21 protein-coding genes and 2 pseudogenes are annotated in these 25,837 nt (G+C 42.7%); 13 read left to right on the forward strand and 10 right to left on the reverse strand.

Annotated elements, in window-relative coordinates; translation table 11 throughout:
- From Q8W40_RS20835 to btuD, 4 genes are all read left to right on the forward strand, one after another.
- Positions 1-609 (forward strand): hypothetical protein, encoded by a 609-nt coding sequence (locus Q8W40_RS20835; RefSeq protein WP_305399952.1) that lies wholly within the window; start codon positions 1-3, stop codon positions 607-609.
- Between the two features lie 322 nt (positions 610-931).
- A complete protein-coding gene (locus Q8W40_RS20840; protein ID WP_305399954.1) occupies positions 932-1,966 on the forward strand; it encodes a succinylglutamate desuccinylase in 1,035 nt (344 codons plus the stop codon).
- A 60-nt stretch (positions 1,967-2,026) separates the two neighbouring features.
- Positions 2,027-3,022 carry a vitamin B12 ABC transporter permease BtuC gene (gene btuC, locus Q8W40_RS20845; RefSeq protein ID WP_305400041.1) on the forward strand — a complete coding sequence of 332 codons (996 nt, stop codon included), beginning with the start codon at positions 2,027-2,029 and terminating at the stop codon, positions 3,020-3,022.
- Positions 3,009-3,758: a vitamin B12 ABC transporter ATP-binding protein BtuD gene (btuD, locus tag Q8W40_RS20850; protein WP_305399955.1), complete on the forward strand. Its 750-nt coding sequence runs from the start codon at positions 3,009-3,011 to the stop codon at positions 3,756-3,758. The genes btuC and btuD overlap by 14 nt, the downstream gene beginning before the upstream one ends.
- Before the next feature lie 155 nt (positions 3,759-3,913).
- Here the strand turns inward: btuD and Q8W40_RS20855 are convergent, their stop codons facing one another.
- From Q8W40_RS20855 to Q8W40_RS20865, 3 genes are all read right to left on the reverse strand, one after another.
- Positions 3,914-5,353, reverse strand: coding sequence for a glyceraldehyde-3-phosphate dehydrogenase (locus tag Q8W40_RS20855; protein WP_305399957.1), 1,440 nt, complete (start codon positions 5,351-5,353; stop codon positions 3,914-3,916).
- Between the two features lie 361 nt (positions 5,354-5,714).
- Positions 5,715-5,948: a hypothetical protein gene (locus tag Q8W40_RS20860; protein ID WP_305399958.1), complete on the reverse strand. Its 234-nt coding sequence runs from the start codon at positions 5,946-5,948 to the stop codon at positions 5,715-5,717.
- On the reverse strand, positions 5,929-6,144 hold the full coding sequence (locus Q8W40_RS20865; RefSeq protein WP_305399960.1) for a hypothetical protein: 216 nt from the start codon (positions 6,142-6,144) through the stop codon (positions 5,929-5,931). Before Q8W40_RS20865 ends, Q8W40_RS20860 begins: the two co-directional genes overlap by 20 nt.
- Before the next feature lie 167 nt (positions 6,145-6,311).
- On the opposite strand from Q8W40_RS20865, the gene Q8W40_RS20870 reads away from it, so the two are divergent.
- From Q8W40_RS20870 to Q8W40_RS20880, 3 genes are all read left to right on the forward strand, one after another.
- Entirely contained in the window at positions 6,312-7,718 is a 1,407-nt protein-coding gene (locus tag Q8W40_RS20870) for a DEAD/DEAH box helicase (protein WP_370693414.1), read from the forward strand.
- 251 nt (positions 7,719-7,969) lie between these two features.
- Positions 7,970-9,547: an alginate biosynthesis protein Alg44 gene (locus Q8W40_RS20875; RefSeq protein ID WP_305399962.1), complete on the forward strand. Its 1,578-nt coding sequence runs from the start codon at positions 7,970-7,972 to the stop codon at positions 9,545-9,547.
- Between the two features lie 3 nt (positions 9,548-9,550).
- The gene (locus tag Q8W40_RS20880) at positions 9,551-11,056 is read left to right on the forward strand and encodes a glycosyltransferase (RefSeq protein ID WP_305399964.1); all 1,506 of its coding nucleotides are present in this window, start codon (positions 9,551-9,553) and stop codon (positions 11,054-11,056) included.
- Positions 11,057-11,174: 118 nt separating this feature from the next.
- Here Q8W40_RS20880 and Q8W40_RS20885 read toward each other — a convergent pair whose 3' ends face one another.
- Complete coding sequence (locus Q8W40_RS20885; RefSeq protein WP_305399965.1) at positions 11,175-12,710, reverse strand: DUF3612 domain-containing protein; 1,536 nt, start codon at positions 12,708-12,710, stop codon at positions 11,175-11,177.
- 185 nt (positions 12,711-12,895) lie between these two features.
- Between Q8W40_RS20885 and Q8W40_RS20890 the strand changes: the two genes are divergently transcribed.
- The 4 genes from Q8W40_RS20890 to Q8W40_RS20905 all read left to right on the forward strand — a co-directional run bounded on the left by Q8W40_RS20890 (position 12,896) and on the right by Q8W40_RS20905 (position 18,172).
- Positions 12,896-15,067, forward strand: coding sequence for a malate synthase G (locus tag Q8W40_RS20890; RefSeq protein ID WP_305399967.1), 2,172 nt, complete (start codon positions 12,896-12,898; stop codon positions 15,065-15,067).
- 79 nt (positions 15,068-15,146) lie between these two features.
- Positions 15,147-16,745, forward strand: a complete 1,599-nt coding sequence (locus tag Q8W40_RS20895; protein ID WP_305399969.1) for an isocitrate lyase — start codon at positions 15,147-15,149, stop codon at positions 16,743-16,745.
- A 219-nt stretch (positions 16,746-16,964) separates the two neighbouring features.
- Positions 16,965-17,453 (forward strand): class I SAM-dependent methyltransferase, encoded by a 489-nt coding sequence (locus tag Q8W40_RS20900; protein WP_305399971.1) that lies wholly within the window; start codon positions 16,965-16,967, stop codon positions 17,451-17,453.
- A gap of 68 nt (positions 17,454-17,521) precedes the next feature.
- Entirely contained in the window at positions 17,522-18,172 is a 651-nt protein-coding gene (locus Q8W40_RS20905; RefSeq protein WP_305399973.1) for a hypothetical protein, read from the forward strand.
- A gap of 236 nt (positions 18,173-18,408) precedes the next feature.
- Here the strand turns inward: Q8W40_RS20905 and Q8W40_RS20910 are convergent, their stop codons facing one another.
- A complete protein-coding gene (locus Q8W40_RS20910) occupies positions 18,409-18,984 on the reverse strand; it encodes a nucleoside triphosphate pyrophosphohydrolase family protein (protein WP_104399856.1) in 576 nt (191 codons plus the stop codon).
- A gap of 170 nt (positions 18,985-19,154) precedes the next feature.
- Here Q8W40_RS20910 and Q8W40_RS20915 point away from each other — a divergent pair, with 170 nt between their 5' ends.
- Positions 19,155-20,210 carry a sensor domain-containing diguanylate cyclase gene (locus Q8W40_RS20915; RefSeq protein WP_305399974.1) on the forward strand — a complete coding sequence of 352 codons (1,056 nt, stop codon included), beginning with the start codon at positions 19,155-19,157 and terminating at the stop codon, positions 20,208-20,210.
- 84 nt (positions 20,211-20,294) lie between these two features.
- On the opposite strand, the gene dbpA is transcribed toward Q8W40_RS20915, so the two are convergent.
- The 4 genes and pseudogenes from dbpA to Q8W40_RS20935 form a co-directional block, all read right to left on the reverse strand.
- Positions 20,295-21,683: an ATP-dependent RNA helicase DbpA gene (gene dbpA / locus Q8W40_RS20920; protein WP_305399976.1), complete on the reverse strand. Its 1,389-nt coding sequence runs from the start codon at positions 21,681-21,683 to the stop codon at positions 20,295-20,297.
- Between the two features lie 20 nt (positions 21,684-21,703).
- Positions 21,704-22,261 carry a DUF1415 domain-containing protein gene (locus Q8W40_RS20925; protein ID WP_305399978.1) on the reverse strand — a complete coding sequence of 186 codons (558 nt, stop codon included), beginning with the start codon at positions 22,259-22,261 and terminating at the stop codon, positions 21,704-21,706.
- A gap of 185 nt (positions 22,262-22,446) precedes the next feature.
- The gene (locus Q8W40_RS20930; RefSeq protein ID WP_305399980.1) at positions 22,447-23,694 is read right to left on the reverse strand and encodes a TRAP transporter large permease; all 1,248 of its coding nucleotides are present in this window, start codon (positions 23,692-23,694) and stop codon (positions 22,447-22,449) included.
- Positions 23,694-23,903: pseudogene (locus tag Q8W40_RS20935) on the reverse strand (TRAP transporter small permease subunit); the annotation flags it as partial. The pseudogene Q8W40_RS20935 and the gene Q8W40_RS20930, both read right to left, overlap by 1 nt.
- Positions 23,904-23,923: 20 nt before the next feature.
- Here Q8W40_RS20935 and Q8W40_RS20940 point away from each other — a divergent pair.
- Positions 23,924-24,526, forward strand: a pseudogene (locus tag Q8W40_RS20940) (amidohydrolase family protein); the annotation flags it as partial.
- 8 nt (positions 24,527-24,534) lie between these two features.
- On the opposite strand, the gene Q8W40_RS20945 reads toward Q8W40_RS20940, so the two are convergent.
- Positions 24,535-25,761, reverse strand: a complete 1,227-nt coding sequence (locus Q8W40_RS20945; protein WP_305399982.1) for an MFS transporter — start codon at positions 25,759-25,761, stop codon at positions 24,535-24,537.
- Positions 25,762-25,837 lie beyond the last annotated feature (76 nt).

The raw sequence follows: 25,837 nt of genomic DNA on the forward strand, positions 1-25,837 counted from the left end.
ATGAAATACATAATATGTTTGGTCTTTATTTGCCTTAGCTTTACTGGGTATTCTAAATCTAAAGACTTGGTTCCAATAGTCGCCCTTCAAAACGTACTAGAACAGAAGGGACCCTGGTCATCTGAAAAGCCAAAATGTAAAAGCATGTACATCCCTCCTGGTTCGGCGATTAAGCTTTCTGTTTGTGCTGGCTGGGGAATGACTACTACGTTTGAGCGTAATGGAAAAGTGTTATTAGCAGAGTCACGTTTTGGGGATGCTGATTTCTACTACCCGTACTTCGTTAAGACGCGCAATTACGACTTGCTGGTTGCTGAGATTGGCGCTGATTTATCATGGGGCGTGCGCATATATAATCTGAAGAATGGGAATGTCCAGTATCTAGGCACACTCGACATATATCCAGGCGACGATTATACGTATGACTCAACAGACGTAGTGGATATTATCCAGTTCACAGACTTGGGTGAAAGAGTAGAAATTAGTTTTACTGGTCCTCATTACTGGCTTGATGAAAAGGGAATTGGGCACGACATCGACAAAGATGCCTATTACTACGAACTAACCGCGGATTCGATTGTAAAAATAGAGAATAAAAAATCCGACTGATGCAAATCTAGTTCGCCTTTTTACATTACCGAAATTGTTCACTTAAATTACTGAAGTGCCATTGAATAATGCGCTTCAGTTTTTTTAGTTAAACCCTCACTGTGTCAAATCTTACTCTTAGTTTATATATTTTAAGAAATAAATATTCTTTCAGGACGAATAGTAAGTCATTTTGGTATATCAAAGGTTGTTAGAGATTATGACGCTTTCATTTTGATTAGTTGGTTATTAAGTCTAAATACATTCCATATTGTATGTACTTCCACTTTCCCCAGATGTAACATTGTTGCAACAGATGTTGAGCCGGACAGGGAGTTGTACAATGCAGGGTTCACTTTTCAAACAGTCTTTTCTTTACGATACATTGGATTTTGATGGAGGTTTTTCCCCTCAATCCCTTTCATTATCGTCAGGTCTTTTAAATTGGGTTGATCGTGGTGTCCTTCTTTGGGAGCCCAAGCAACTTTCTCAAGGTAGTAAGAATGTCATCGTTTCCGCTGGTATCCATGGCGATGAAACCGCGCCAATGGAGTTAGTTGACCAATTGGTGAACGATATCGTGGATGGCAGCTTTGAACCTACTTCAAGATGTTTGCTCATTTTGGGGCACCCTCAAGCGACAAACCAACACACGCGTTTTGTTACTGAAAACTTAAATCGATTGTTTGATGAAAGCGAACGACCAGAAACCATCGAAACAGACATTGCGGGAAAGCTAAAGACACACGTTAAATCGTTTTTTGAAGGCACCGAACTAGCCACTCGTTGGCATCTAGATTTGCATTGTGCGATCCGCGCATCAGAGCACTTTACCTTTGCTGTCAGCCCTTACGTCGAACAACCTGTTCGCTCTAAAGACGTCGTTGAGTTTCTAGAGGCAGGGCAAATAGAAGCACTGTTGCTTTCGAATTCCCCGACCAGTACCTTTAGTTGGCACTCAGCACACTTTTATGGTGCACAAGCGTTAACAATGGAGCTTGGTAGAGTTTCAAAGCTCGGCAGTAATGACCTGGGCTTAATTTCGGCTTTTGGTCTTTCACTTCGCGCATTACTTTCAAACGATTCGATGCCAGCAAAGAAAGACGCTTTAAAAGTGTATGCAGTTAGCCGCACCATCATTAAGAACCACCTCGATTTTAGTTTTACTTTTTCTAACGACGTAGCAAACTTTACGCGTTTTGATAAAGGGGAGCTCTTGGGGTTCGATGGAGATACATTGCTCTACGCTGAGAAACAAGGTGAAGCCATCGTGTTTCCAAACCCAAAAGTAGCGTTGGGTCAACGAGCCGTTGTGATGGTTGTTGAATCTGAAACTTGCTTTGAAAACGACCAGTTAGTAGCGGTTAATATAGATTGATACTTGCTTAATATGGTTTGTTATCGGTATGGTAGCGAGATGCTTACGAACCATACCGATATGAACTTTAACCAACTTATTCTAAACAAGCAGCGCAGATGGAAAAATTGCTTCATTGCAAGTTCGATCTTGCTGCTCGTTCTCTGCTTTAGCTACCTTTCTATCGGTGAAGTATTCATTTCACCCTTTAACTATTCCGAACCACTCAATCAAATGCTGCTTATGGAGCTAAGACTGCCAAGGTTACTTGCCGCTTTAGCGATAGGGTCTGCACTTGCGATTTCAGGTGCGAGCCTTCAGGTACTGCTGGGGAATTCGCTTGCGGAACCAGGCGTACTCGGCATTTCCGGTGGCGCCAGTTTGGCAATGGTTGTCGTATTGTTTCTGCTCCCCGTGATGCCAAGCCCTGAAGTGTCGATGCTTGCTGCAATTGCAGGGTCATTGCTCTTTACTCTATTAATTGTGGGTATGGCGAGAAGCCTAAAGTTAAGTACACCAAGGCTACTATTGGTCGGTGTTGCGCTTGGTATTTTATCGGGTGCTGTGGTGACTTGGGCATTCTATTTCAGTGACGATATGAGCATGCGCGTGCTCATGTACTGGTTGATGGGCAGTATAGGGGGCACCAGCTGGCATCAACATACACTCACATTGCTTATGGTTCCCGTTATCGTGTGGTTGTGCTTACAAGGCAGTAAACTCGACAAACTTATGGTTGGGGAAACACACGCTAAACAGCTTGGAGTCGATGTAGACCAATTACGCTGGCGCTTGATTCTCGCCGTATCGTTGTTGGTCGGGATGTCTGTCGCTTTAGGGGGAATCATCAGTTTCGTTGGTTTAGTGATTCCACATTTGCTGCGTTTAGCCTTTGGTACAGAAAACAAATACCTTTTACCCATGTCCGCCATCGCTGGTGCCGGTTTACTGGTTTTTGCAGACATACTGGCTCGAATCTCACTCGATTCTGCAGAATTACCTCTTGGTGTTGTCACCACAACAATTGGCGCACCTTTCTTTATTTGGATGCTTTTAAGAAACCATGATTTGCGTTGATGCTTTGTCTGCAGGAAATCGACTTCTGCCTCTTTCATTCAAAGTGGAAGAGGGGGAGGTGCTTCATGTGATTGGTCCGAATGGTAGCGGAAAAAGCACATTGCTTTCTGCCTTGTCAGGTTTACTTGGGTATAAAGGCGAGATTCATTATGGCGACCGCAACATTGAGCAGCTTTCACTTGAAGAATTAGCCACCGTTCGTGCCTATCTTGTTCAACAAGAACGTCCAGCTTTTACCATGACAGTGCTTCAATTCTTGTCTCTTTCCGTGCCTAATAGTCACACACTTGCCGATTTAGGTGAGCCATTGGAAACACTTTGTTCTCAGCTACAGATTGATGACAAATTGGTGCGAGATACCACCACCTTGTCCGGAGGAGAGTGGCAGCGTGTGAGATTGGCTGCAATGTGCATTCAAGTGATGCCTCAATGGAACCCTTACGGGAAGTTATTGATTCTAGATGAGCCCGCAGCTCCATTAGATATAGGGCAAGAGTCTCTGTTGTATGAATTGATCGAACAAATTTCAAAGCTCGGTATCACGGTTGTAATGGCAAATCATGATTTAAATAGAACCCTACAATATGCAGATAAAGTGCTGTTGCTTGAAAATGGTACGTCTAAAGGGTTCGGAGATGTACAGGAAATCATGAATCCTGAACTGCTGGAAAAAGTGTACAAAACGAAGATTAGGCGAGTAGAGCTAGAAGGGGAACCACACCTAATTTTCAGGTGAGTTTAAGTATAATCATGAGGCCAGTGATTTGGAGCCAAAAAACCGCCCAGTGGAGCGTGGGCGGAAAAGTGGGACTATTATTATTGAAATAATGTGATTACCCAAACATAGCGCCAGTCTATACAGACCAGCGCTACGCAGGCAGATTCTAAAAGTTACGAAACACTCGGGTAGGTTTTGTAATGAACGCCCATCATTTGTTCCATACAGTGAACAACTTGGCAGCTGTATCCAAACTCGTTGTCGTACCAAATGTAAAGTACGCAGCGGTTGTCTTGAGCAATCGTTGCTGCACCATCAACAACACTTGGGTGACGTGACCCTACGATATCAGTAGACACCACTTCGGTTGACTCCGTGTAATCAATTTGCCCAGCCAACGCGGAATTCAGTGCCATTTCTCTGAGGTATTGGTTCAGCGACTCTTTGTCGACTTCCGATTCCAAGTTCAAATTAGCAACGGCCATTGAAACGTTTGGCGTTGGGACTCGAATAGAGTTACCTGAAAGTTTTCCAGCGAGCTCAGGGAGTGCTTTTGCAACAGCACTTGCAGCGCCAGTTGAGGTAAGAACCATATTCAGTGAAGCACTTCGACCTCGGCGTTCGCCGTTGTGGAAATTATCAATTAGATTTTGGTCATTCGTATAAGAATGTACGGTTTCAATATGACCAGAGTGGACGCCATATTTATCGTTAATGGCTTTTAATACTGGCGTAATGGCGTTAGTTGTACAACTTGCCGCAGAAACAATGGTGTCCTCTGGCAAGATCATGTTTTCGTTAACACCAAATACGATGTTCTTAATATCACCTTTACCAGGTGCAGTTAGCAGTACCTTAGAGGCACCGTTGCAAGATACGTGTTGGCCAAGCCCATCAGTATCACGCCATACACCCGTATTATCGACAACAAGAGAGTTTTGAATACCATATTTACTGTAATCAACCTCTTCAGGTTTGTTTGCATAGATGAACTGAATGTAATTGCCATTTGCGATGATGGCTTTACGCTCTTCATCAATAATGATGCTGCCATTAAACTGACCGTGAACGGAATCACGACGAAGCAAGCTAGCACGCTTTTCAAGATCACCCTTCTTACCACCACGTACAACAACAGCACGAAGCCTAAGTGGGTAACCCGGGCCGCTTTTCTCAACCAAAAGTCGCGTAAGCAGACGACCAATACGACCAAAGCCATAAAGTACGACATCGCGAGGCTCTGTCATTGGTTCGCCATTTAATGGCTCGACAAGAGCTGTTGATAAGTAGTCACGTAGATTTGTTTCATCTTCATTGTTTTGCCAGTAACCATGAGCAAGTTGCCCAACGTCAATACGGCAAGGGGATAGTGACATTTCATTTAGACGTTGCAAAACAGGTAGAGTTTGCGACGGAGAAAGGTCGTTACCGACATAACGTCGAGCGAGTCGGTGTGCTTTAACAATATCAATAGTCGATGCGTTAACGAGAGGGCGACCAAAAAGCAAAACTTCTACGCCTTTTTGTCGGTAAAGCTGACCAAGAATAGGGAATATGGATTCAGCATTGGTTTGGCTTGTTTGCCAGTCTAGAAGGTGTTTTTCTGGACTCATCTTTACTTTAGACCTTTTCACGTTTTATAGCTTAGATACAGCCTCACGGCTCAATCATAAGCTGGGTTAGGGATAATATTTTTATGTAGGGTGTTTGTTATATTTATGCGTGAGGATTGTAAAGTTGAGATGCTTATTCTGCTAGTAAAATTAATGATGGTGCTAAGTACCCTATAACTGATGCTTAATGGTTTAAAACACCTAAAAAGACAAATGCTATGAGTGGATTTTGAAACAATTTGTTTACTTATGATTCGCTTAATTCGCGACGTAAACGTTTAGTATCACGGAAGGTGTGGTGCTTTGGTGTTAGTTACATGGAAAAGTGTGATCTAATTGGCGGCAATTACGCCTTGCCGCCTTAGATGGAGAAAATCTGACCTTCATTGCGGACAATGAATTCGTCGAACTCAAAATTTACGGGTTGAAGCTGGATTTGTTGCTGTGTTGCCATATTAGGATCTTGTTTTTTGTGATCTGCTTCAGGGTAAGTTAATACCAAAGCTGTCGCGAACGCTGCCAAATAAAAAGCAAACACGCTGCGCTTTCTTAAAGCTTGCTTAAAGCGCTCTCTTTTACTTACTTGTAATGTCATCGTAATCTCCTTCTATAGTGGCACTGCTGCGAGTATTTGAACCGTATGTATGAAAGCCGTCTTTTTCCATTTTGCGTTCTAATCTTTTTCCCATAATTACTGCTGCAATGCCGATGAAAACCGCCATGAACAGACCAGTAAACAACGTAACAAGCCCAACAATAACTGATGCGATGGATAGTAAAATTCGTTTCATGGTGTTCCTTATGCCCCTTAATGAGTGAATTCATATTAAGGAAAGATCTATGAATAGAAGATGAATGTATGATTCATACAATCGTTAGTTGCTTTACCCGTTGAAAACAAGGAGAATGGCGCCCTTTTTAGCGCCTGTGCGCTACTTCATAAAATGAGATGTTTAATATGAGTTTTTCCTCTTTGGGTTTATCTGCTGAAATCATGAAAGCAATTGAAGAGCAGGGGTACGAAACTCCCTCACCAATTCAAGCTAAAGCGATACCAGCAGTCATCAAAGGAAAAGATGTTATGGCTGCTGCCCAAACGGGAACGGGAAAAACTGCTGGTTTCACACTTCCAATCCTAGAACGCCTTGCAAAAGGACCTAAAGTTAAAGCAAACAATGTACGTGCACTTGTGTTGACTCCGACTCGTGAGTTGGCTGCACAGGTAAATGGTAGCGTCGTAAAATACGGTAAGTACCTGCCTTTAACCTCTAATGTTGTTTTTGGCGGCGTGAAAATTAACCCTCAAATGATGAAGTTGCGTAAAGGTTCCGATGTTTTGGTGGCAACACCGGGAAGGTTGTTGGATCTTTATCAACAAAATGCGGTTAAGTTTTCTCAGTTGGAAGTGTTAGTTTTAGATGAAGCTGACCGTATGCTGGATATGGGCTTTATTCGAGATATCAAAAAAATCTTGTCCTTCCTGCCTACTCAGCGCCAGAACTTACTGTTTTCAGCAACGTTTTCTGACGATATTCGCCAGTTAGCAAAAGGTTTAGTTAAGAACCCAGAACAAATTTCTGTAAGCCCTCCTAATGCGACCGCCAAAACGGTAGAACAGTACCTGTACTCTGTAGACAAAAAGAAGAAGCCATCAGTTCTTGCTCAGTTGATTAAAGATAACGATTGGAAGCAGGTGCTTGTGTTTTCAAAAACAAAACACGGTGCGAATAGGCTCAGTCGTTTTCTAGAAGCAGAGAAAATCTCTTCTTCGGCTATTCATGGTAATAAAAGCCAAGGTGCTCGTATCAAAGCGTTAGAGCATTTCAAAACAGGTCAAATAAAAGTGCTTGTTGCGACGGATATTGCTGCGCGTGGCTTGGATATTCCTCAACTGCCACAAGTTGTAAATTTCGATCTGCCTCATGTTCCAGAAGATTACGTACACCGAATCGGTCGTACTGGTCGTGCAGGTGAGTCGGGTAAAGCGTATTCACTCGTTTGTGCCGATGAAGCCAAAGAGCTGTTTGCCATTGAACGATTAATCCAAAAGCTGATTCCGAGAGAAACGCTAGAAGGTTATGTACCTGTTCATCCGCTCCCTGCCTCTAAACTTGATACTCGCCCGAACAAACCGAAGAAGCCAAAGAAAAATAAAAGCTTTGGTGGTCAGAATGAAGAAGGCAAATCCAACTCTAATTCTTCCAACAAGAACCAGAAGCAAGGTAACCAGAAAAGACGTTTTAACTCTGACGAACAAAAGCCTAGGCAAGGCAGAAGTAATCGCAATTCGAACGAAAATAAAGGCACTTCAGAGAAGCCAACAAGAAAACCGCAGAGTAGACGCAAGCCTAAGGCTAGCAGTTAGAGTAATAATATTCACTTAACGGAAGCCTTCCAAAGTCCCCCAGATTTAACGCCTAGCGACAACGAAATCAATAGACACATTAGTGTCTTTTGATTTTGCCTTTAAAAGTTGTTTGAGTATGTATAGCATTTAATTATATACGTTGACACAATGACAGCCATAAATACTGTTTCTATACTATATGTAAATGATTTTATCTAATCTCATTGCTATCGCTTTTCCTGCATATGAGTAGAGAACAGGACTGATGAATGAAAGCAGACATTTCTCAAAACTCTGTACATACGTTTAAGTCAAGAGCAGGTGCTAGGAAATATCCACGAATCGACTTTCCGGCTATTATTGAAATTGAAGGGGAACGATTCCCAACAGAAGAGTGGAGTGTCGGTGGATTCTCACTAGATGAGGGAAAGTATCGCGAAGAGAAAGGGCAAAAGCACGAAGGAAAGCTGTGTTTTGATCTGCCAGTAGGAACTTTTTCAACCGATGTACACTTTGAGGTCATGCGTGTTAATGAAGATGGATTTGTACTAGGGTGTCGTTTCTTCTCGGTGGATTCTAACCACCAAAAGGCATTACAAAGTATTGTTGATACATACCTTACTGGTGAAGCTATTTCGTTAGATAACATCGCAACTTTTGGTGTAAAAGCTCAATTACATGAAGAAGAAGAAAAACGAGTTAAACAAAATTGGTGGCGCTTTGGTATTGTTGCTTTTGCTTCAATACTAATTATTGGATTTGCAGTCACAGTAATACAAGCTCGCATACTTACTATCAACTCTCAGCATGCTGCAATTAATCAACCTGTTATAAACTTCCGAGCAACTGAGCATGGAATTCTGTATTTAGCTCGATTAAAGCTAGGAGATAAAATTAAATCGGGTGAGCCGTTATTTCAAATATATTCCGAAACCACGGGTGACCTTCTGGCTGAGAATGAGAGCAAAATTAAATCCCTACAGACAGATGTTTCTTTTTATTCAGCTATGAAAGCGCAAACGAGTAAAGCACTAGATAAATACAGAGAGTATTTAAATCGTGAATTATTGTTAAATGCGGAGAAGCAAAGCCTTTTAAGTGAAATACTCGACAACAAAGAACACCTTCTAAATTTGCACCTGAATGGAAGAGATGGTGGCTGGGTAGATACGGTGACTCATGACGAGCGAAAAATTGATCTTTTAGAGAACAGAAAGCAACTATTAGAACTTCGCTCACAGCAAAAGGAATTGGAAAATCAGCTACAAATGCTGGATTTTAATTTTTTAACTGAAAGTGGTTTTACTAATATGAAATCACCTTTTGAACTTTCGGTTCAACAGTCCAAAATCGAATCACATATTAATATTCTAGAGGAAAGAAACCAGCAGATTCTCAGAAGAGGATCGACACAATCTCCTTGTGATTGTTATGTGGCAAGAGTTAATGCGATAAGTGGTCAATCTGTAGAATCTGGAGCATCTATATTGGCTCTCTCACCTATTCCGCTTGAAGAAATTCAGCAAAGTTCTCTTCTCGCATTAATGCCACTTGATAAAGCTCATATGCTGAAGGAAGGGATGGTTGTCGAGTACACAGTAACAAGCAGTAAAGATGTTCATAAAGGGAATATTTCCCATGTCCAGTTTTATAGTGCCGCGAATCCCCAGATATTTGATGAATATGGACAACTGTTAGGAGGGTTACCTGAAACACTACCGAGATTAAATCAGTACGCTTTAATTATGGTTTCACTAGATGACGAAAACGACAAATTCACACCCAATGAACCAGCGAGAGCAAGCGTGCGGCTTAGTTGGTCTGAATACTTGTCTTACTGGTTTTAAGTTATGGATATTGACAAACTCTTCGTAAAGGGGTTTTACAAAAATGATCCAGCTTACGTCAGTGAACTTTGGTGGTTAGCGTTCATTACGAGCATTATCATTTTGGCGACAGCTCTTTCATTCACATACAACATTGAAGTAGACGAGACAACTCTTTGGGTTATCGGTGTAATAGGTCTTTGGAGGTACAGTTGGAAAGCGTTACACCTAATACGAGGCGTGTATTATGAGCATGTCCGTTATCCTGTTTTAAAGTCGTTAGCCGACATTCAGCTGCGACCACCTGCTGTTTGTGTCGTAATTCCTTGTTTTAGAACCAACCCAGAGATCATTTCTCCAGTATTTAAAGCATTGTTAGATGAGATAGAAGACTTTGGTGTGTCTGCGCATGTGGTTGCATGCATCACAGATGAAGCAGACATGAACCTTATTGAGAGGCAGTTCGAGAAACTAAGAGGTCAGGTGCCTATCAACCTGCACATCATTTATCAAGATGGGACAGGTAAACGCAGTACAATGGCCGACGCTTTAACACTACTGGTAGAAAAAGCGAATGTACCAAAAGCAGGAGTTATGATCCTTATGGATGGGGATACTGTTATACCAACAGGTACGCTACAAACAGTGTCTCGATTTTTTATGAAATACCATGATCTTGGGGCATTAACAACAAATAACGAACCCTTTGTTAGGGGAGGATCTGTTAGCCGGCAGTGGTATAGGCAGAGAATGGCACTTCGACATTTCTATATGTGTTCACTTAGTCTTGATTCGAAAGTCTTGGTGCTTACAGGGAGGTTCTCGGCATTTCGATCTTCTGTTGCTCTTTCACATGAGTTCATCGAATCTTTAAGAAACGATTATCTCAAACATTGGAGATATGGAAAGATACGTATGTTAACCGGAGATGATAAAAGTACTTGGCACTACATTCTAAAGAACCGTTGGAAAATGTTATACCTACCAGATGTTATCGTTGGTTGCTTGGAAGATGCGCCCTCCTCGAATTTCTTCCGTTCCAGTATTTCGTTAATGACACGGTGGTACGGCAATATGCTAAGAGGAAACATTCGGTCAATGGCGATTTCTCCGAATACTACTGGATGGTTTCTATGGTTCTGTCTATTAGATCAGAGAGTTAGCATGCTTACAACATTAATTGGACCCATATTAGCGCTCACTATGTCGGCATATCTTGGAGTCTCAATACTGGTGTCTTATTTATTATGGGTGATTCTAACTCGATCGGCACATGTCTTATTAATAGCTATATCAAGTGGTAAGATCCACCCTCTATTTGTTGCCCTTTTATGGTATGAGCAGCTGGTTGGTTCCTTGCTAAAAATATACCTTCTTTTCCATCCAAATATACAGAAATGGACTAGGCAGGATATTTCTATTCACACAAATACGAGCACATTTAATGACAAATTAAAAATATGGATACCTCACATTGAAACAGCAGCGGTGCTCTGTGTATTGATAACATTTATACTCTTTATGTACTGATGAACGCTACCGTTGCGCCATATCATGCTGATTTGATTAGCTGGATTTAGAAACAAGAAAACATCACGTTTCGCTGACTGCTAAAACGCGATGTTCCCTTTATAGTTCTATGTTCCCTTTATAGTTCTATGTCACTGTAGCACTTAGGCACGCGAGGGCAAACAGCACCGCGTGAACAAATCAAGCGAGCCCGATTATCAATCCCACGCTCTACCCAATTGATGTTAAGAATTCGCGCGACGGTCATTAGCAATTTTCGAACTTTAAGCGGAATGATTGCCGTACCCCCATTTTGAACGCATGCGTCCTTTAAGAGATTAGCGACGGCAACAGAATCATGTCCCTGCGCATCAATTGCAGGGTTGAGATCCACACCGGTACATAAAACGTGCGGATTCCCCGCCAAATCCATGACTTTCTTCGACTCACAGCAGTAAATGTGAGGGACGTCGTTTTGGTAAAGAATGGAAATTTGCGCAACGGTTTTATCATCATTCAGCTTGTCATCATTAGACACCATTCGAAATACCGACCAGTGCTGGCAAGGATCTTCCACCATCCGCATATTTCCCCATGGAAGGGGGATGCCGTTTCCGCGGTAGACCGCTTTGAGTTTTCCTGGGTTATAGGCATCGAAATAGTGCCAGTGAGGGTAGGGAGAAACCGCTGTCATACGCCGCATTGCAATGGATTCAGATACGCCAGCTTGTTTACAAACGTCGATCTCATAGCCATTTCTATCGAGTAACTGACGGAAAGGAACCCGTGGGCAGAGTAGAGCACCAGCAAAGAAAGAGCACTCGAAGTCTCGCCAAGCATGGAGAATCTTGGTGGAATCCAATTCAACAGATCCGCCAGACTTAGATTCATCACGAACCTCATAGCTTGGGTTACTGTCGGCAACGACCATACTTTTCTCACCATCTCCATCATGCAGAACCATATGCCCGATGTTGACCGCTAAATCGTATTTAAGGCGAATAGAATCTTTCTTCAAAGACTTATTCAAATGTAAGGTAGCTGGCGCTTCAAAGTAAGAGCGAAGAACACGATGAACTTCTATACCATTAGAGCTCATACTGCTTTGCGTTGATTTTTCAAACCATTTGATCTTCAAACCTACGTTTTCACAGATTTCGAGCAAATCTTCCACACTCAGTGGCATTCGCTTTTTACCGATTTCTTCTGCTGCACGTTCCAGATCAGGGAAGTGGTTTTGGTGATGCTCTTGGTGAGCACGTATCAGCAAATGCGCAAACTGCCGGCCTGTTGTTCCGGTCTGAGAGAGCATTTCAGGAATAGCGATTTGTAGAATCTCATTAGAGAAAAGAAAACTGGGCTCCAGCGCCATTCCCCGAATACCACCACGGCTTCCTTTCTCTGGCACAATCTCTTTCTGATCGTGCGCATCATCTAGAAACCACTGCACATTTTTCTGAAAAACAGACGCGATTACTTCCAGCATATCTTCACTCGGCACCCGTTTTCCTCGCTCTATCATCGACAAATACGAGACAGAAGGTGCGGATTCAGGGTCCAGTTTTACACAGCGTGACGACAGATCTTCCAGCGTTAAATTGTTTCTTTTCCGTAGGTTACGGATTTTTGTGCCCAAAAAATGGGATTGTCTAAATAGACTTTTTGTATTTTTCATAGTTGTAAAATTTACATTGTGAAATTTTCTTTGTGAAATTTTAGTAAATATTTAGTTAAAGTGAATGTGTAGCGAACAATAAGCGAGCAGAAATGATTCAAAAGGAGAAGCTGCTCACTTAATCAACACTTTCCCTAAGGGAATAAATGAATATACAGACCAAGAATTTCACGAGGAATGAAGCGATGAGTCTACCGAAAACAAAGGAATGTCATTTTCATCAAGGCTTCTATGAGTTCATCAATCAAGAAGTACTGCCATTAACCGATTTGGAACCCAACGAGTTTTGGGAAAACGTGGCACGTTTAGTCAGCGATCTCACGCCTCGTAATCAAGCTTTACTGGCGAAGAGACATCAATTACAAACTCAGATTGACCAATTTCACCGTGAAAATCGCTCCTTCTCTCAAAACCAATATCAATCGTTTTTAGAAGAAATTGGCTACTTAGAAGAAGAGGGACCGGACTTTCAAATCGAAACGCGAAACGTAGATGAAGAAATCGCTTCAATTGCAGGACCACAACTTGTTGTTCCGATTCGCAACGCTCGATTTGCTTTGAATGCTGCTAACGCGAGATGGGGAAGTTTGTACGATGCGCTTTACGGCACCGACGTGATTAGCCAAAACGGCGCGGGTATGAACGTAGGTAAAAAATACAATCAAGCACGTGGCAAAAAAGTGATTGCGTTTGCAAAAGACTTTTTGGACGAAGTTTTCCCGCTTAACGAAGGTTCGCACCACGACGTTGAAAGTTACACCGTTTACTTCAAAAACCTGCTGGCTTTTTTCCCTGATGGTACTCAAGCGGGCTTGAAACACCCTGGGCAATTTGTGGCAGCAAGCGATCTCGATAGAGAGCCGACATCGATCATTTTAAGAAACAACGGTCTTCATATTGAAATGATCATCAACAGCTGCGGGACCATTGGTAGTCAAGACTTAGCAGGCATTGATGACATTCAAATTGAATCGGCAATGTCGACCATTATGGACTTTGAAGATTCCATAGCCGCAGTCGACGGCGACGACAAAGTAGAGGCTTACACCAACTGGTTAGGATTAGTAACGGGGTCACTAAAGTCTGAGTTTACCAAAAATGGCAAAACCCTAACGCGTAAGTTAAATGACGACAAAGTGTACACCGGACGAAATGGCGACGACTACACCCTACATGGTCGTTCGCTTCTCATGATTCGAAACGTTGGTCACCTTATGGGGATCGACTTAATGACAGACCAAGAAGGAAACGAGGTGCCAGAAGGCATCATGGATGCCATCGTTACGTCTCTCATTGGCAGTATTGCCATCAAGAATTCAAGCGCATGTCGCGTCTCGAACAGTAGAACAGGAAGTATCTACATAGTGAAGCCCAAGATGCACGGACCTGAAGAGGTTACGTTTTCCTGTGAACTGTTTAGCCGTGTTGAGTCCATGTTAGGTCTCGCTCCCAATACTTTAAAAATCGGGATTATGGACGAAGAACGCCGCACTTCATTAAACCTTAAAGAGTGTATTCGCCAAGCGAAAAACAGAGTGGTGTTCATCAACACGGGATTTTTGGACCGAACTGGTGACGAAATTCATACCAGTATGGAAGCCGGTCCCTTTCTTCCAAAAGGTGAGATCAAAAATCAGCCATGGATTGCTGCTTATGAGCAAAACAATGTCGCGGTTGGTCTTGCCTGCGGTTTCTCTGGAAAAGCCCAAATTGGTAAAGGAATGTGGGCGATGCCAGATGAAATGGCAGAGATGATGAAACAAAAAGTGGCCCACCCATTATCTGGGGCAACCACAGCTTGGGTGCCATCACCAACAGCAGCCACTTTGCATGCTTTGCATTATCACCGAGTGAATGTTTTTGAATGCCAAAAGGCATTAGAAATAGACGCAGATTCACTCAAAAATAACATGTTGAAAATAGCCTTAATGCCACAAGAAACCAATTTAACAGCACAGGATATTGAGCAAGAGCTGGAGAATAACATTCAAGGGATTCTGGGCTATGTGGTTCGTTGGGTCGAAATGGGAGTGGGGTGTTCGAAAGTGCCAGACATCAACAATGTAGGCTTGATGGAAGACAGAGCGACATTACGTATTTCCAGCCAACACATTGCGAACTGGCTAGCACATAAAGTGTGCAAAAAGGAACAAGTTGAGAGCATTTTAGCGAGAATGGCTAAAGTGGTCGACGACCAAAACGAAGGCGAAAGTGGCTACACACCTATGACGCCAGACATTGAATCGAGCACTGCGTATCAAGCTGCCAGAGCATTGATATTTAAAGGCGCAGCGCAGCCAAGCGGCTACACAGAACCGGTACTTCATGAATACCGAAAGCAAGCAAAGTATCGATAAATTAGCAGTTGTATATTCAAGAAAATGATTAGAAACATCCAATAACGTGAACACAATAAAATATTAAAAGAGAGATACCATGGAAAATTACAGAACGGAAACCCAAAAGGCAGACGAACTTATCCAGCAACAAGGACAAACTTGGGCGGCAATTAACCCTGAATATGTGGCACGTATGCGTCTTCAAAACCGATTTCAATCTGGTTTAGACATTGCTCGCTATACAGCAAAAATCATGCGTGAAGATATGGAAGCGTATGATAACAACAGCGAGAATTACACGCAGTCTCTCGGTTGTTGGCATGGGTTTGTCGGCCAGCAGAAAATGATTTCCATTAAAAAGCATTTTGAAACCACTCGTGGCCGTTACCTGTACCTTTCTGGCTGGATGGTCGCAGCGCTTCGTTCTGAGTTCGGTCCTCTGCCAGATCAGTCAATGCATGAAAAAACCACGGTTCCGATGCTAATTGAAGAGCTATACACCTTTTTAAAACAAGCGGATGCTCGCGAGCTTAACCACCTGTACAAAGAATTAGATGGTGCGCGTAACTCCGGTGATACAGTGAAAGCACAAGCGGTTCAAAATCAAATCGATAATTTTGAAACCCACATCGTGCCGATCGTCGCTGACATCGATGCCGGTTTTGGTAATGAAGAAGCAACGTACTTACTGGCGAAAAAAATGATTGAAGCTGGGGCGTGCTGTATCCAAATTGAAAACCAAGTATCGGATGCGAAGCAATGTGGTCACCAAGATGGCAAAGTAACGGTTCCACACGAAGACTTCTTAGCGAAAATTAATGCCGTTCGCTACGCATTCTTGGAGTTGGGTGTCGACGACGGTGTGATTGTGGCGCGTACGGATTCATTAGGTGCTGGCCTTACTCAGAAAATCCCAGTATCGCAAACCGCGGGCGATTTGGCGGACCAATACAATGAGTTCATTGATGGGGAAGAAATCAGCTCACTCAGCGATTTAGACAGTGGCGACATGGTATTGAAGCAGGGCGAGAAGTACATTAAGCCGACTCGTTTGCCAAATGGTTTGGTACGTTTCAAACCGAATACGGGTGAAGATCGTGTGGTGTTAGACTGCATAACTTCTTTGCAAAATGGTGCTGACCTTCTTTGGATTGAAACCGAGAAACCACACGTTCAGCAAATCGCGAGTATGGTAAACCGCATCCGTGAAGTGATTCCAAATGCGAAGTTGGTATACAACAACAGCCCTTCATTCAACTGGACATTAAGCTTCCGTCAGCAAACATTTGATGCATGGGCAGCAGAAGGTAAAGACGTGTCAAGCTACGAACGTGATAAATTGATGAGCAGTGTGTACGACGATTCAGAACTCGCAGTATCTGCGGATGAAAAAATCCAAAGCTTCCAACGAGACGCTGCAAGAGAGGCGGGTATTTTCCACCACTTGATTACTTTACCGACTTACCACACAGCGGCATTGTCTACCGACAACCTCGCGAAGGAATACTTTGGCGAGAAAGGTATGTTAGCGTACGTGAAAGAAGTACAGCGCAAAGAAATCCGTCAAGGCTTGGCATCGGTTAAACACCAAGATATGTCGGGTTCTAACATTGGGGATGATCACAAAGAGTACTTCTCTGGAGAGCAAGCGCTGAAAGCCTCTGGTGAAAACAACACCATGAATCAATTCGCTTAAAAAAGCGGATTAATTAGGGAACGCTAACCTTTTAAAAGGTTGGCGTTTTTTTGTTTTTATTGTGCAGATATTTTGGTCTTTTAGGGGGTATTAATACTGTCTTTATGTACGATTCGATTGAATATCACTCTTCGGCATTTTTGGTTTGGAATAGTGCGCGTTTGGTAAAGTTGGTCTCCAACGCCATTTAGTGAAGCGTTAAACAGCGATAGGGGTTTTATGGAAATTTACGACGAACAATGGGCCGAAAATTACAATCGATTAGCAACAATTTCAATCGCTGGACGCGAAGGGCTTTATCGCTTGTGTACCGCGTATTTTAGAAATCTGACTAACGGCGCAAAAATACTTGTTATTGGTTGTGGTACCGGTGAAGAGTTGATTACATTAGCGAAAGCTTTGCCTTTGGCTTCGTTTGTGGCAATTGACCCCGCCGAGCCAATGCTCGAACTTTGTAGGAAGCGGCTAGTAGACGAAGGGGTGTCTGGACGCATTAAACTATACAATTCAACGCTTGACGAATTTTCGTCGCCACTCAAGTTTGATGCCGCTACAGCTATCTTAGTGTCTCAACATCTTAGCCTAGATTTTAAAGCACAGAGTTTTTTTCAGGACATTGCAGCTTTCCTTAAGCCTGGAGGCTTGCTCTATAGTGCAGATCTCCATATTGGAACAAGGCAGGATCGAGATTCATTAATTCCCTTTTAGCGTGTAATTAATCGACTATCAGCTACTATTTTATCCTAATCACACTGATCCCGATAAAGGATAAAATAATGAGTCACTTACAAAAGATAGGTGGAATAGCGGCATTATCTGAGGCTGTTATTTATGTATCAGCCTTCGTATTTTTTGGCGTTTATTGGGATTTTCCTGTTGATGCCGACTCGATTCGAAAATTGGCTTTTCTTTCTGAAAATCAAACCATTTTTTCCGTTGTAAACCTCGTTATGTATGTGCTGTTTGGTATTCTTTTGGCTGTGCTCGTACTGGCAGTTCATGAACGTTTGAAAATCAGCGCTCCAAATCTATCGAAAGTGGCTTCAATTTATGGGGTGATATGGGTGGGCTTGGTCATTGCCAGCGGAATGATTTCAAATATAGGTTTAGCTGCTGCTCTTGAATTATCGACGACGAACTCAGAACAAGCCATTTTAGTTTGGTCTATTATCTCCACCATAGTTGAAGGTATCGGTGGTGGGAACGAGGTTGTTGGAGGCTTATGGGTTTTATTGTTAAGCATCGCTGCTTATAGGTGCAATGAATTTTCTAAAGCTTTTAACTGCTTGGGCTTTTTCGTTGGCGTTGTTGGTATTCTGACGATTTATCCCGCTGAAGTACTCACAGCCATTTTCGGCATAACTCAAATAGTATGGTTTGCTTGGTTGGGGGTAGCGATGCTTTTTGGTAGTAAACCGAACAAATAATAATTGAACACTGCTAAGTTACGAGTGGCTATGATCTTTGTTGCAAGTTCAATGTTCGGCGTGGGTATAACTCCTCTGTAATCCCCCATCGTCCATAAAGTACAATTTTGATTGAATTTAACGAGTTATGCTGTTTCTTATCCAAAATTGTGGGTATTTAGAATTAAGCAATTAAAGCTCGTAGAAACAAAAAGCCCGAGTATTGAAACTCGGGCTTGTCACTAGTAAACGTCCGCTTAAGCCGTTAGCTTTGCCAGATCAGCAGGGCGGTAGTAAACCGACTTAAGAACCTTTCCTTGGCGAATAGTTTTGCCTTCAAGTGTTACATCTTCTGCACACTTAGCAATGATGTATTCGCCTTTAGTTACGGCTACAAGCTTCACGCCTTGTTTTGCGTAATGCGCTTCGGTTTCGTTGTATTCATTTTCGTTTCGGCACACTTTGCTCATATTGCTGGAATGCACTTCATCCCAACATGGCACAAAATCAATCTCGCGGTTTGCAGCGACGTGAAGAAGCAGGTCAATCAGGTAACTGATTGCAATGTTGTCTTCCATTTTACTGTGCCCAAGGTGCACTAAACGGCCCATAAGGACGTATACCGTATCTACAATAGCATCGGCTTGTTCAGTCTTGCAGTCGGCTTCTGCGAGCTCTGTGAGCTCTTCAATGGCTAAAGAAGAATGAAGCTGGTCGGCTTTTTCATCCAGTGAATCAGGCTGAGCGACAGGTAAGTCAAAAGTAGAGCGGAATTCAGTAATGTCTTGATATAGGTGATCGTATAGGTCTTGAGTCAGCTTTGTCAGTTGCATTTTATGCTTCTCGTTTGAATTTTTCGAAATGTTACCAGAAAAACTAATTTTCTTCATTTGCTTTAATTAGTGAGCTTTATAGCTAAACTTAGTCTGCTAGGTCAGTGAAAATAGTTCCTTAAAAATAAAAATGTTACTGCAGGCTATGAGAGGGAATCTAAGGCAGAAGTATGAATGACCAGAGCTCAAGTGAAAAGGTTATACGTCGTCTATACCAAATTACGAATAGTTTTTCGAAAGGGATAGATGTCCAAATCCAAGAGTTACTCCAATTAGGTTGTGAGCGCTTTCAATTGGATATCGGTATTTTGTCCAGAATTCGGGGCGAAAATTACACCATCGTCAATGTGTATTGTCCAAGTAGTATCGAGCTCAATCCTGGTGATACTTTCCCGTTTCTCAATACATACTGTGAAGTCACTTGTTTTTCCAATAAGCCAGTAGCGATAGAGCACGTTGGTGAGCATGATGAGTTTTCTGTTCATCCTGCATATGAAGCATTCGCTCTAGAGTCCTATATAGGTATACCGGTGTACGTGGGGAATAAACTGTTCGGCACACTTAACTTTTCAAGCCCCAAGCCCCATGAAAGAGAATTTAACCAAGTTGATATTGATGCACTCCAGTTAATGGCTTCTTGGATTTCAGTAGAGCTTGTCCGCAACAAGCAAGAGCAAGAATTGAAAAAGCTGAATGGGGAGCTAGAAAGACTGGCATTATTTGACCCATTAACGGAATTACCTAATCGTCATTCTATGTTAAGTGTGATTCCTCGCTCTATTGGTCGCCTTGCCTACGACCGAGCAGAAGGCGCGGTTGCGCTGATCGATATTGATCACTTCAAAAAAGTGAATGATAACCACGGTCACCTGTTCGGCGATAAGATTCTTGCCCAAACAGCGTCGGGTATCGCAGATGCAATAAGAGATGTGGATTTAATCGCCAGGTTTGGGGGAGAGGAGTTTGTGATTTGGTTACCAAGAACCAACCGATCTGATATATCAAAGATTTGCGATCGAATTATGTCTGGTGTTTCTCGAACCTTGGTGGATGACAAACCAGTTACGGTGTCGATTGGTGTCTGTCACTTTAAATTCAACACACCGTATATTGAAGACCCTAAATCTCTATTGGATGACTTTATTTTTTCCGCAGATACGGCACTGTATGAAGCCAAAGAAAATGGAAGAAATAGGGTTGTATTCAGCTCATTCGAGGTTGATTAAATATCATCAACGTAGATGAAGCTCTACGTGATGATATGGTCTTAAATAAAGATTTGATTCTAAGTAAAGATAAAGTCTAGCGAATCAATTTTTCACGTAGCGTACTCGAAATTGTTTGCCTTTAAGCTTTCCACTTTCGAGTTTCTTAAATGCCTTTTTCACACTTAACGTATTTACAGCGACATAAGCACTCATCGGAAATACGTTGATCTTACCTACGTGATCACTAGAAATGCCTTTATCGCCAGTCAGTGCACCTAGAATATCGCCCGGTCTTACTTTTTGCTTTTTTCCGCCATCTATCTGAAGCGTCACCATCTTGGCGTAAAAAGTAGGGGCATCAAGCACATCATCACTTGGCAGCGATTTAGGCGATATTTCAAAATCGAAATACTCTTCGATTTGTGCAACTTTGTACGATTCTTTTTCACTAATGAAGGAGTGCGCACAGCCTTTCGCGCCTGCCCGACCTGTTCGACCAATTCGATGAACATGTACCTCAGGATCACGAGCCAAATGAAAGTTGATCACCGCGTCTAGGTTGTCGACATCAAGCCCTCTGGCCGCGACATCCGTTGCAACCAAAATCGAAACACTCTTATTTGCAAATTGAACCAGTGCTTGGTCTCGCTGTCTTTGTTCCATATCGCCGTGTAGCGCAATAACACTAAACCCACGGTAGCGAAGTTCATCTGCGACTTCGTCTACATCCCGCTTGGTGTTACAGAAAATTACGGTGGATTCGGGTTGGTCATTCATAAGCAACAGGCGTGTCGCTTCCAGCCTTTCTTCAAAGCTGTCTACTTTGTAAAAATGTTGTCGAATACTTACGGTGTCGTGAGTGGACTCCACCTTAATAATGGTTGGGTTACGAAGAATTCGCTTTGAAATGGCTTCAATGGACTCTGGGAACGTGGCACTGAATAGCAAGGTTTGTCGGTTTTCAGGCGTTTGTTCGATAATCGCATCTAACGCATCTTGGAAGCCCATATCTAACATACGGTCAGCTTCATCCAAGACCAATGTATTCAGATGATCGAGATTGATGCGGCCTCTCTCCAAGTGGTCAAGGATCCGACCTGGAGTACCAACCAAAATATGCGCGCCATGCTCTAGCGAACCAATCTGTGGGCCCATTGGCGTACCGCCACACAGAGTCAGCACTTTAATGTTATGAATAGCACGCGCCAATTTGCGAATTTCTTTCGCGACTTGGTCAGCCAATTCGCGAGTAGGGCAAAGGACCAAAGATTGCACTCTGAACTTTTTGACATCTAGGTTTTGCAGTAACCCTAAACCAAACGTGGCTGTTTTACCCGAACCGGTTTTACCTTGGCCAACAACGTCTTTTCCTAAAAGGACTTGAGGTAGGCTTTTCGCCTGAATTGGTGTCATTTCTGTATAACCCATCGAATCAAGGTTAGTGAGAAGTTCAGGCTTGAGACCGATGGATGAAAATGATGATTGAGACAAGTGAATATCCTAAAATAGGGTTAAACAAACAAGTAAGGAAAGAGCTTCTTTCTTTCCGCTTCTGAAAGGTTAGAAACTCTTTCAATATTAGTATCTGGAATCGATTCTGGATCTGGGTAGTGTTTAAGTACTCTTTCCATACTTTCTTCACGAATTAAGTGAAATATGGGAAAAGGAGCGCGGTTTGTTAGATTTTCATCATCTTCCGGCTCTGCACCACCAAAACAGTAGTCTGGATGGAAAGTAGCAACTTGATAGATGCCTTCCCAGTTTTGTTGTTTGATGAGCGCTTCGACCCAATCAATAAAGAAGTTATAGTCCATGAAATCATCGAGCATGTCTGGCACAACAACCAGTGTGGTTTCGAGCTTCTCTAGTTCGCAGCCATTAAGTTCGTTGAGCTCGTTAAGAATGTCTTCTAGCAAAAGCTCTTCTTTTTCAGCGTGGCTGATCGCAATCTTTATTTGATTATTTCTGTTGGGTTTGGCAGCGAAAGGACACAAATTGAGACCAATAACGACATCCTCTAGCCATTGAGTGACCTGCTGGTGGATATTTTTATCAGATGGATGTGACATTACTTCACTCAGTATAGAAATTTGAGCGAAGAGTAACACAATGATCAAGACCGTTTCACGCTCTTTAAAAACTGAAACACATGGAATTTAAAAAGAGGTATTTCGCCGAAATCAGCGAAATACCTTTTTTTATAGATCTAACTGCCCGATGCAGAAGCTAGGAATGGAATGTAGAGTCTACGTAACTACCTAAACCATAACGCAGTTTGTGGAACAAAAGACACGACCATCAGAGTCACAAACATCGCCAAAATAAACCATTTCCCATATCGCATTACTTCGTTGACTTTTACACCAGTGGTTGAACACACAGTAAGCAAAACTGACGCAACAGGTGGTGTTTGCTGTCCAATACCCAAATTGAGACACACAATAACTCCAAAATGAATTGGGTCGATTCCGATCTGCTGCGCCAAAGGTAAAAGCATAGGGACGACTACGATAATCGCAGCTGAAGCATGCAATACCATGCCCAACACCAGCAAGAACAGGTTAATGATCAGCATGAGTATCCACGGTTCGTCACTGACGGAACTGATTGAAGACGCGATTAATTGTGGTAATTGTTCGTTAGCCAGATATTGACCGAGAACTGCCGAGCCCGCAATGATCATCATAACAACGGAAGTTTGTTTGGTGGTCGTTGAAATGATCTCGCCTAGTTTCTTCCAAGTTAGATCGTTTTTCAAAATACTTCCGAAGAGTAAGGCTGCAATCACGCCAATAGCTGCGGCTTCAGTGGGAGTTACCAGACCAACAATCAATCCGCCTACCACAATCACTGGAATCATGAGCGGAATGGCTGATGCAACAAAAGCAGAAAATAGATACGATAAACGAAACTTAGCGTCGACAGGGTGTTTTTCTTGACGAGCGAATATCGAAATTACTAACATAAAGGCAGCGCCCAGTAAGACACCCGGGATAATCCCAGCGACGAACAGATCTTTTATGGATTGATTCGTGGTGACACCGTAAAGCACCATAGGGATAGAGGGAGGGATGATGATTCCAAGAGTAGCACTGGTTGCAGTCACCGCGGCGGCAAATTCTTTTGGGTATCCCTTGCGCTCCATTTGAGGAACAAATACTTTACTCATCACAGCAGCATCAGCCACAGCAGAACCACTCATTTCGGCCATAAACATTGAGGTGAGTACGTTGATGTGCCCTAACCCGCCTCGCATCCATCCCACCATCGCTGAAGCTAGGTTGATTATCCGTTCTGAAATAGAAGTCGCGCCCATAAATATGAATAGGGGAATCGCCAGTAAAACGACACTGTTTGTTCCAGAATACATCTGAATCGGAACCATAATGAGGTCGATATCAGCGATCAGCATGCTTATCGCTGCAGTAATCATTAAGGTAAACCCTATGGGTACACCGGCAGCAATTAAGAGACCTAGAATAATAAGTACCAGCCAAACCATTATTTAGCCTCCTTAAAACGACGGACATACGCTTCAACTAACGCAATAAGCATCAGTACAGAAAAGGTAACCAGTACTGACATAAACCAACCCTGAGCAATCTCGGCGGTTTCAATCTCGGTGTCGCCATCGACGTAGATCATGCGTATTGTTTGGTACAGTAAAACGGACAGATAGATAGCGATTAAAAGATCAGATACGCCTCTGACGTTTCCTCGGAAGCGATAACACTTATCTCTTAAATCAACTTGCGGCTAACCGTTCGAATTTAAGAGGTGTCGCAGTGGTCGAAGCGGATATCGCGTCGGATGTTTTTGAACAAATGGTGAAACAAGGAATAGTAGGAATTCGCCTGAATCTAATCGACTCATGCTTACAAGCTAGAGATGTGATGACTCGATATGAGCGACTGTTTGAATTATTAAAACAGCATCACTGTCATGTGGAAATTCAAGCATTAGGTGAGTACTGGACCAGTCTTTTACCCAAGTTGTTAGAAAAAGATATCGATGTTGTGGTCGATCATTTTGGCAGACCGGAATCCGAGAATTGTGTTGGATTTAAGTCAATAGTGGACAACTTAAACACGGGGCAAGTATGGGTAAAACTTTCTGGTTCGTATCGCTTCAATGCGGATGCGAAAAAACTCACATGCGCGCTTCTTAGAGCCCAACCGCAGCGTTTAGTATGGGGCAGCGACTACCCATGGACTCAGCATTCAGAAGGAAAAAGCTATCATGGCTGCTTGGATCTTCTGAAAGAGTGGACAGAAGGAAATTACCTCGACGATATTTTGATCAACAACCCGACCAAGTTGTTTAAGTTTGAATAGGTATAGAATTAGGTTCCGGACTTTCTTTTTTTCAAGCTATGCGAACAAAAATCTGATTTTGGAAGTTCGTATTTTCTTAACTTGTAGCACAGCAAAAACATTGCGATATAAAGCCCGCTTCCTCCTAGCATTACACCTCCCCAGTTACCATGTTGCCAGCAGTAAATAAGTAAGAACCCTCCGAGGCTTCCTCCGATGTAATAATGTACGAGATAAAGCGCAGTCGCAGTGGCTTTTGCGAGCTTAGCATGTTGGCTGACCCAGCCGTATGCAAGTGAATGGACAAAAAAAGCCCCAAACCCAATGAGCAGTAATCCGCCAATGATGGCAGATAATGACTCTATATAAGCTAAAACCATTCCCGTCGCGCTTATAATCGTTCCTGCAATCATTCCTGATACCACAGAATACTGTTTTCTCCATACGCCACTTAATCTCGCACTAATGGTACCAGCCAAATAGCACAAGAAAATCATGGAAGCGATGCCTACCGGAAGTTCGTAGGGAGGTTCAACTAAGCGGAACGCCGCAACAGAATACAAGTTCACAAAAATGGCAAAGTTAACACCGCCTAATAGCATGGTATAACGTAACTTAGGCTCTTTCAAATGCCGAAGAACATTTCGATTGTGATAAAAAAATAGACCGGTTTGAGGCTTAAAGTTACGCTGGGTAGGGAGTAATCTCATGACTAAAATCGCACCAAACAAGCTGAACGCTGCCATCCCCAATACGGCGACTTGCCAGTTGAAATACTGCGTTATCATACCGCCATAAATCCTTCCGGCAATACCACCTAGAGAATTTGCACTTACGTAAGTCCCAACAGATAAAGCCAAAGCATTAGGGGAAAACTCTTCGGCCATGTAGCCGACCGCAACAGCAGCGAATCCGGCTAAAGAAACCCCCATAGCCGCTCTTGAAAGAATTAATCCGATCAAGCTTTCCGATGCTAAAAGAGTCAAACCAACAAATGGGAGCAAAAATAGGCTGATTAACATGATTTTTCGTCGACCAACCGTTTCTGAACATACCGCCCAAGGGATAAGAGACAGTGCGAGGGCAATAGTGCCAGCCGCCAGGATCCAGTTGATTTGGGTGGAAGATACGTCGAAATGTGAAGCCATTAGAGGCAGCATGGGTTGAAACAAATAGAGATTGGCAAAAACGATGAAGGAGCCAAAAGCTAAAGCAAAACTGACAGAACGGTATGAAGGGCTATCGGTGCTGATCATTATGATATATAGGCTAAAAATTCTACCAACAGGCTAGCGATATATAGGTTATAGTTAAAATATATTAACTATATAT

It is taken from the genome of Vibrio penaeicida (genome assembly GCF_030689305.1).
GTDB classification, from domain to species: domain Bacteria; phylum Pseudomonadota; class Gammaproteobacteria; order Enterobacterales; family Vibrionaceae; genus Vibrio; species Vibrio penaeicida_B.

Bases quoted from the DNA above. Each gene is read 5' to 3' on its own strand.
- Q8W40_RS20915 (WP_305399974.1), top strand. From the start codon at position 19,155: ATGAATGACCAGAGCTCAAGTGAAAAGGTTATACGTCGTCTATACCAA.
- Q8W40_RS20890 (WP_305399967.1), top strand. From the start codon at position 12,896: ATGAGTCTACCGAAAACAAAGGAATGTCATTTTCATCAAGGCTTCTAT.
- Q8W40_RS20925 (WP_305399978.1), bottom strand. From the start codon at position 22,261: ATGTCACATCCATCTGATAAAAATATCCACCAGCAGGTCACTCAATGG.
- Q8W40_RS20870 (WP_370693414.1), top strand. From the start codon at position 6,312: ATGAGTTTTTCCTCTTTGGGTTTATCTGCTGAAATCATGAAAGCAATT.
- btuD (WP_305399955.1), top strand. From the start codon at position 3,009: ATGATTTGCGTTGATGCTTTGTCTGCAGGAAATCGACTTCTGCCTCTT.
- Q8W40_RS20855 (WP_305399957.1), bottom strand. From the start codon at position 5,353: ATGAGTCCAGAAAAACACCTTCTAGACTGGCAAACAAGCCAAACCAAT.
- Q8W40_RS20945 (WP_305399982.1), bottom strand. From the start codon at position 25,761: ATGATCAGCACCGATAGCCCTTCATACCGTTCTGTCAGTTTTGCTTTA.
- Q8W40_RS20840 (WP_305399954.1), top strand. From the start codon at position 932: ATGCAGGGTTCACTTTTCAAACAGTCTTTTCTTTACGATACATTGGAT.
- Q8W40_RS20895 (WP_305399969.1), top strand. From the start codon at position 15,147: ATGGAAAATTACAGAACGGAAACCCAAAAGGCAGACGAACTTATCCAG.
- Q8W40_RS20900 (WP_305399971.1), top strand. From the start codon at position 16,965: ATGGAAATTTACGACGAACAATGGGCCGAAAATTACAATCGATTAGCA.
- Q8W40_RS20860 (WP_305399958.1), bottom strand. From the start codon at position 5,948: ATGACATTACAAGTAAGTAAAAGAGAGCGCTTTAAGCAAGCTTTAAGA.
- Q8W40_RS20885 (WP_305399965.1), bottom strand. From the start codon at position 12,710: ATGAAAAATACAAAAAGTCTATTTAGACAATCCCATTTTTTGGGCACA.
- Q8W40_RS20865 (WP_305399960.1), bottom strand. From the start codon at position 6,144: ATGAAACGAATTTTACTATCCATCGCATCAGTTATTGTTGGGCTTGTT.
- Q8W40_RS20930 (WP_305399980.1), bottom strand. From the start codon at position 23,694: ATGGTTTGGCTGGTACTTATTATTCTAGGTCTCTTAATTGCTGCCGGT.
- Q8W40_RS20910 (WP_104399856.1), bottom strand. From the start codon at position 18,984: ATGCAACTGACAAAGCTGACTCAAGACCTATACGATCACCTATATCAA.
- Q8W40_RS20880 (WP_305399964.1), top strand. From the start codon at position 9,551: ATGGATATTGACAAACTCTTCGTAAAGGGGTTTTACAAAAATGATCCA.
- Q8W40_RS20875 (WP_305399962.1), top strand. From the start codon at position 7,970: ATGAAAGCAGACATTTCTCAAAACTCTGTACATACGTTTAAGTCAAGA.
- btuC (WP_305400041.1), top strand. From the start codon at position 2,027: ATGAACTTTAACCAACTTATTCTAAACAAGCAGCGCAGATGGAAAAAT.
- Q8W40_RS20905 (WP_305399973.1), top strand. From the start codon at position 17,522: ATGAGTCACTTACAAAAGATAGGTGGAATAGCGGCATTATCTGAGGCT.
- Q8W40_RS20835 (WP_305399952.1), top strand. From the start codon at position 1: ATGAAATACATAATATGTTTGGTCTTTATTTGCCTTAGCTTTACTGGG.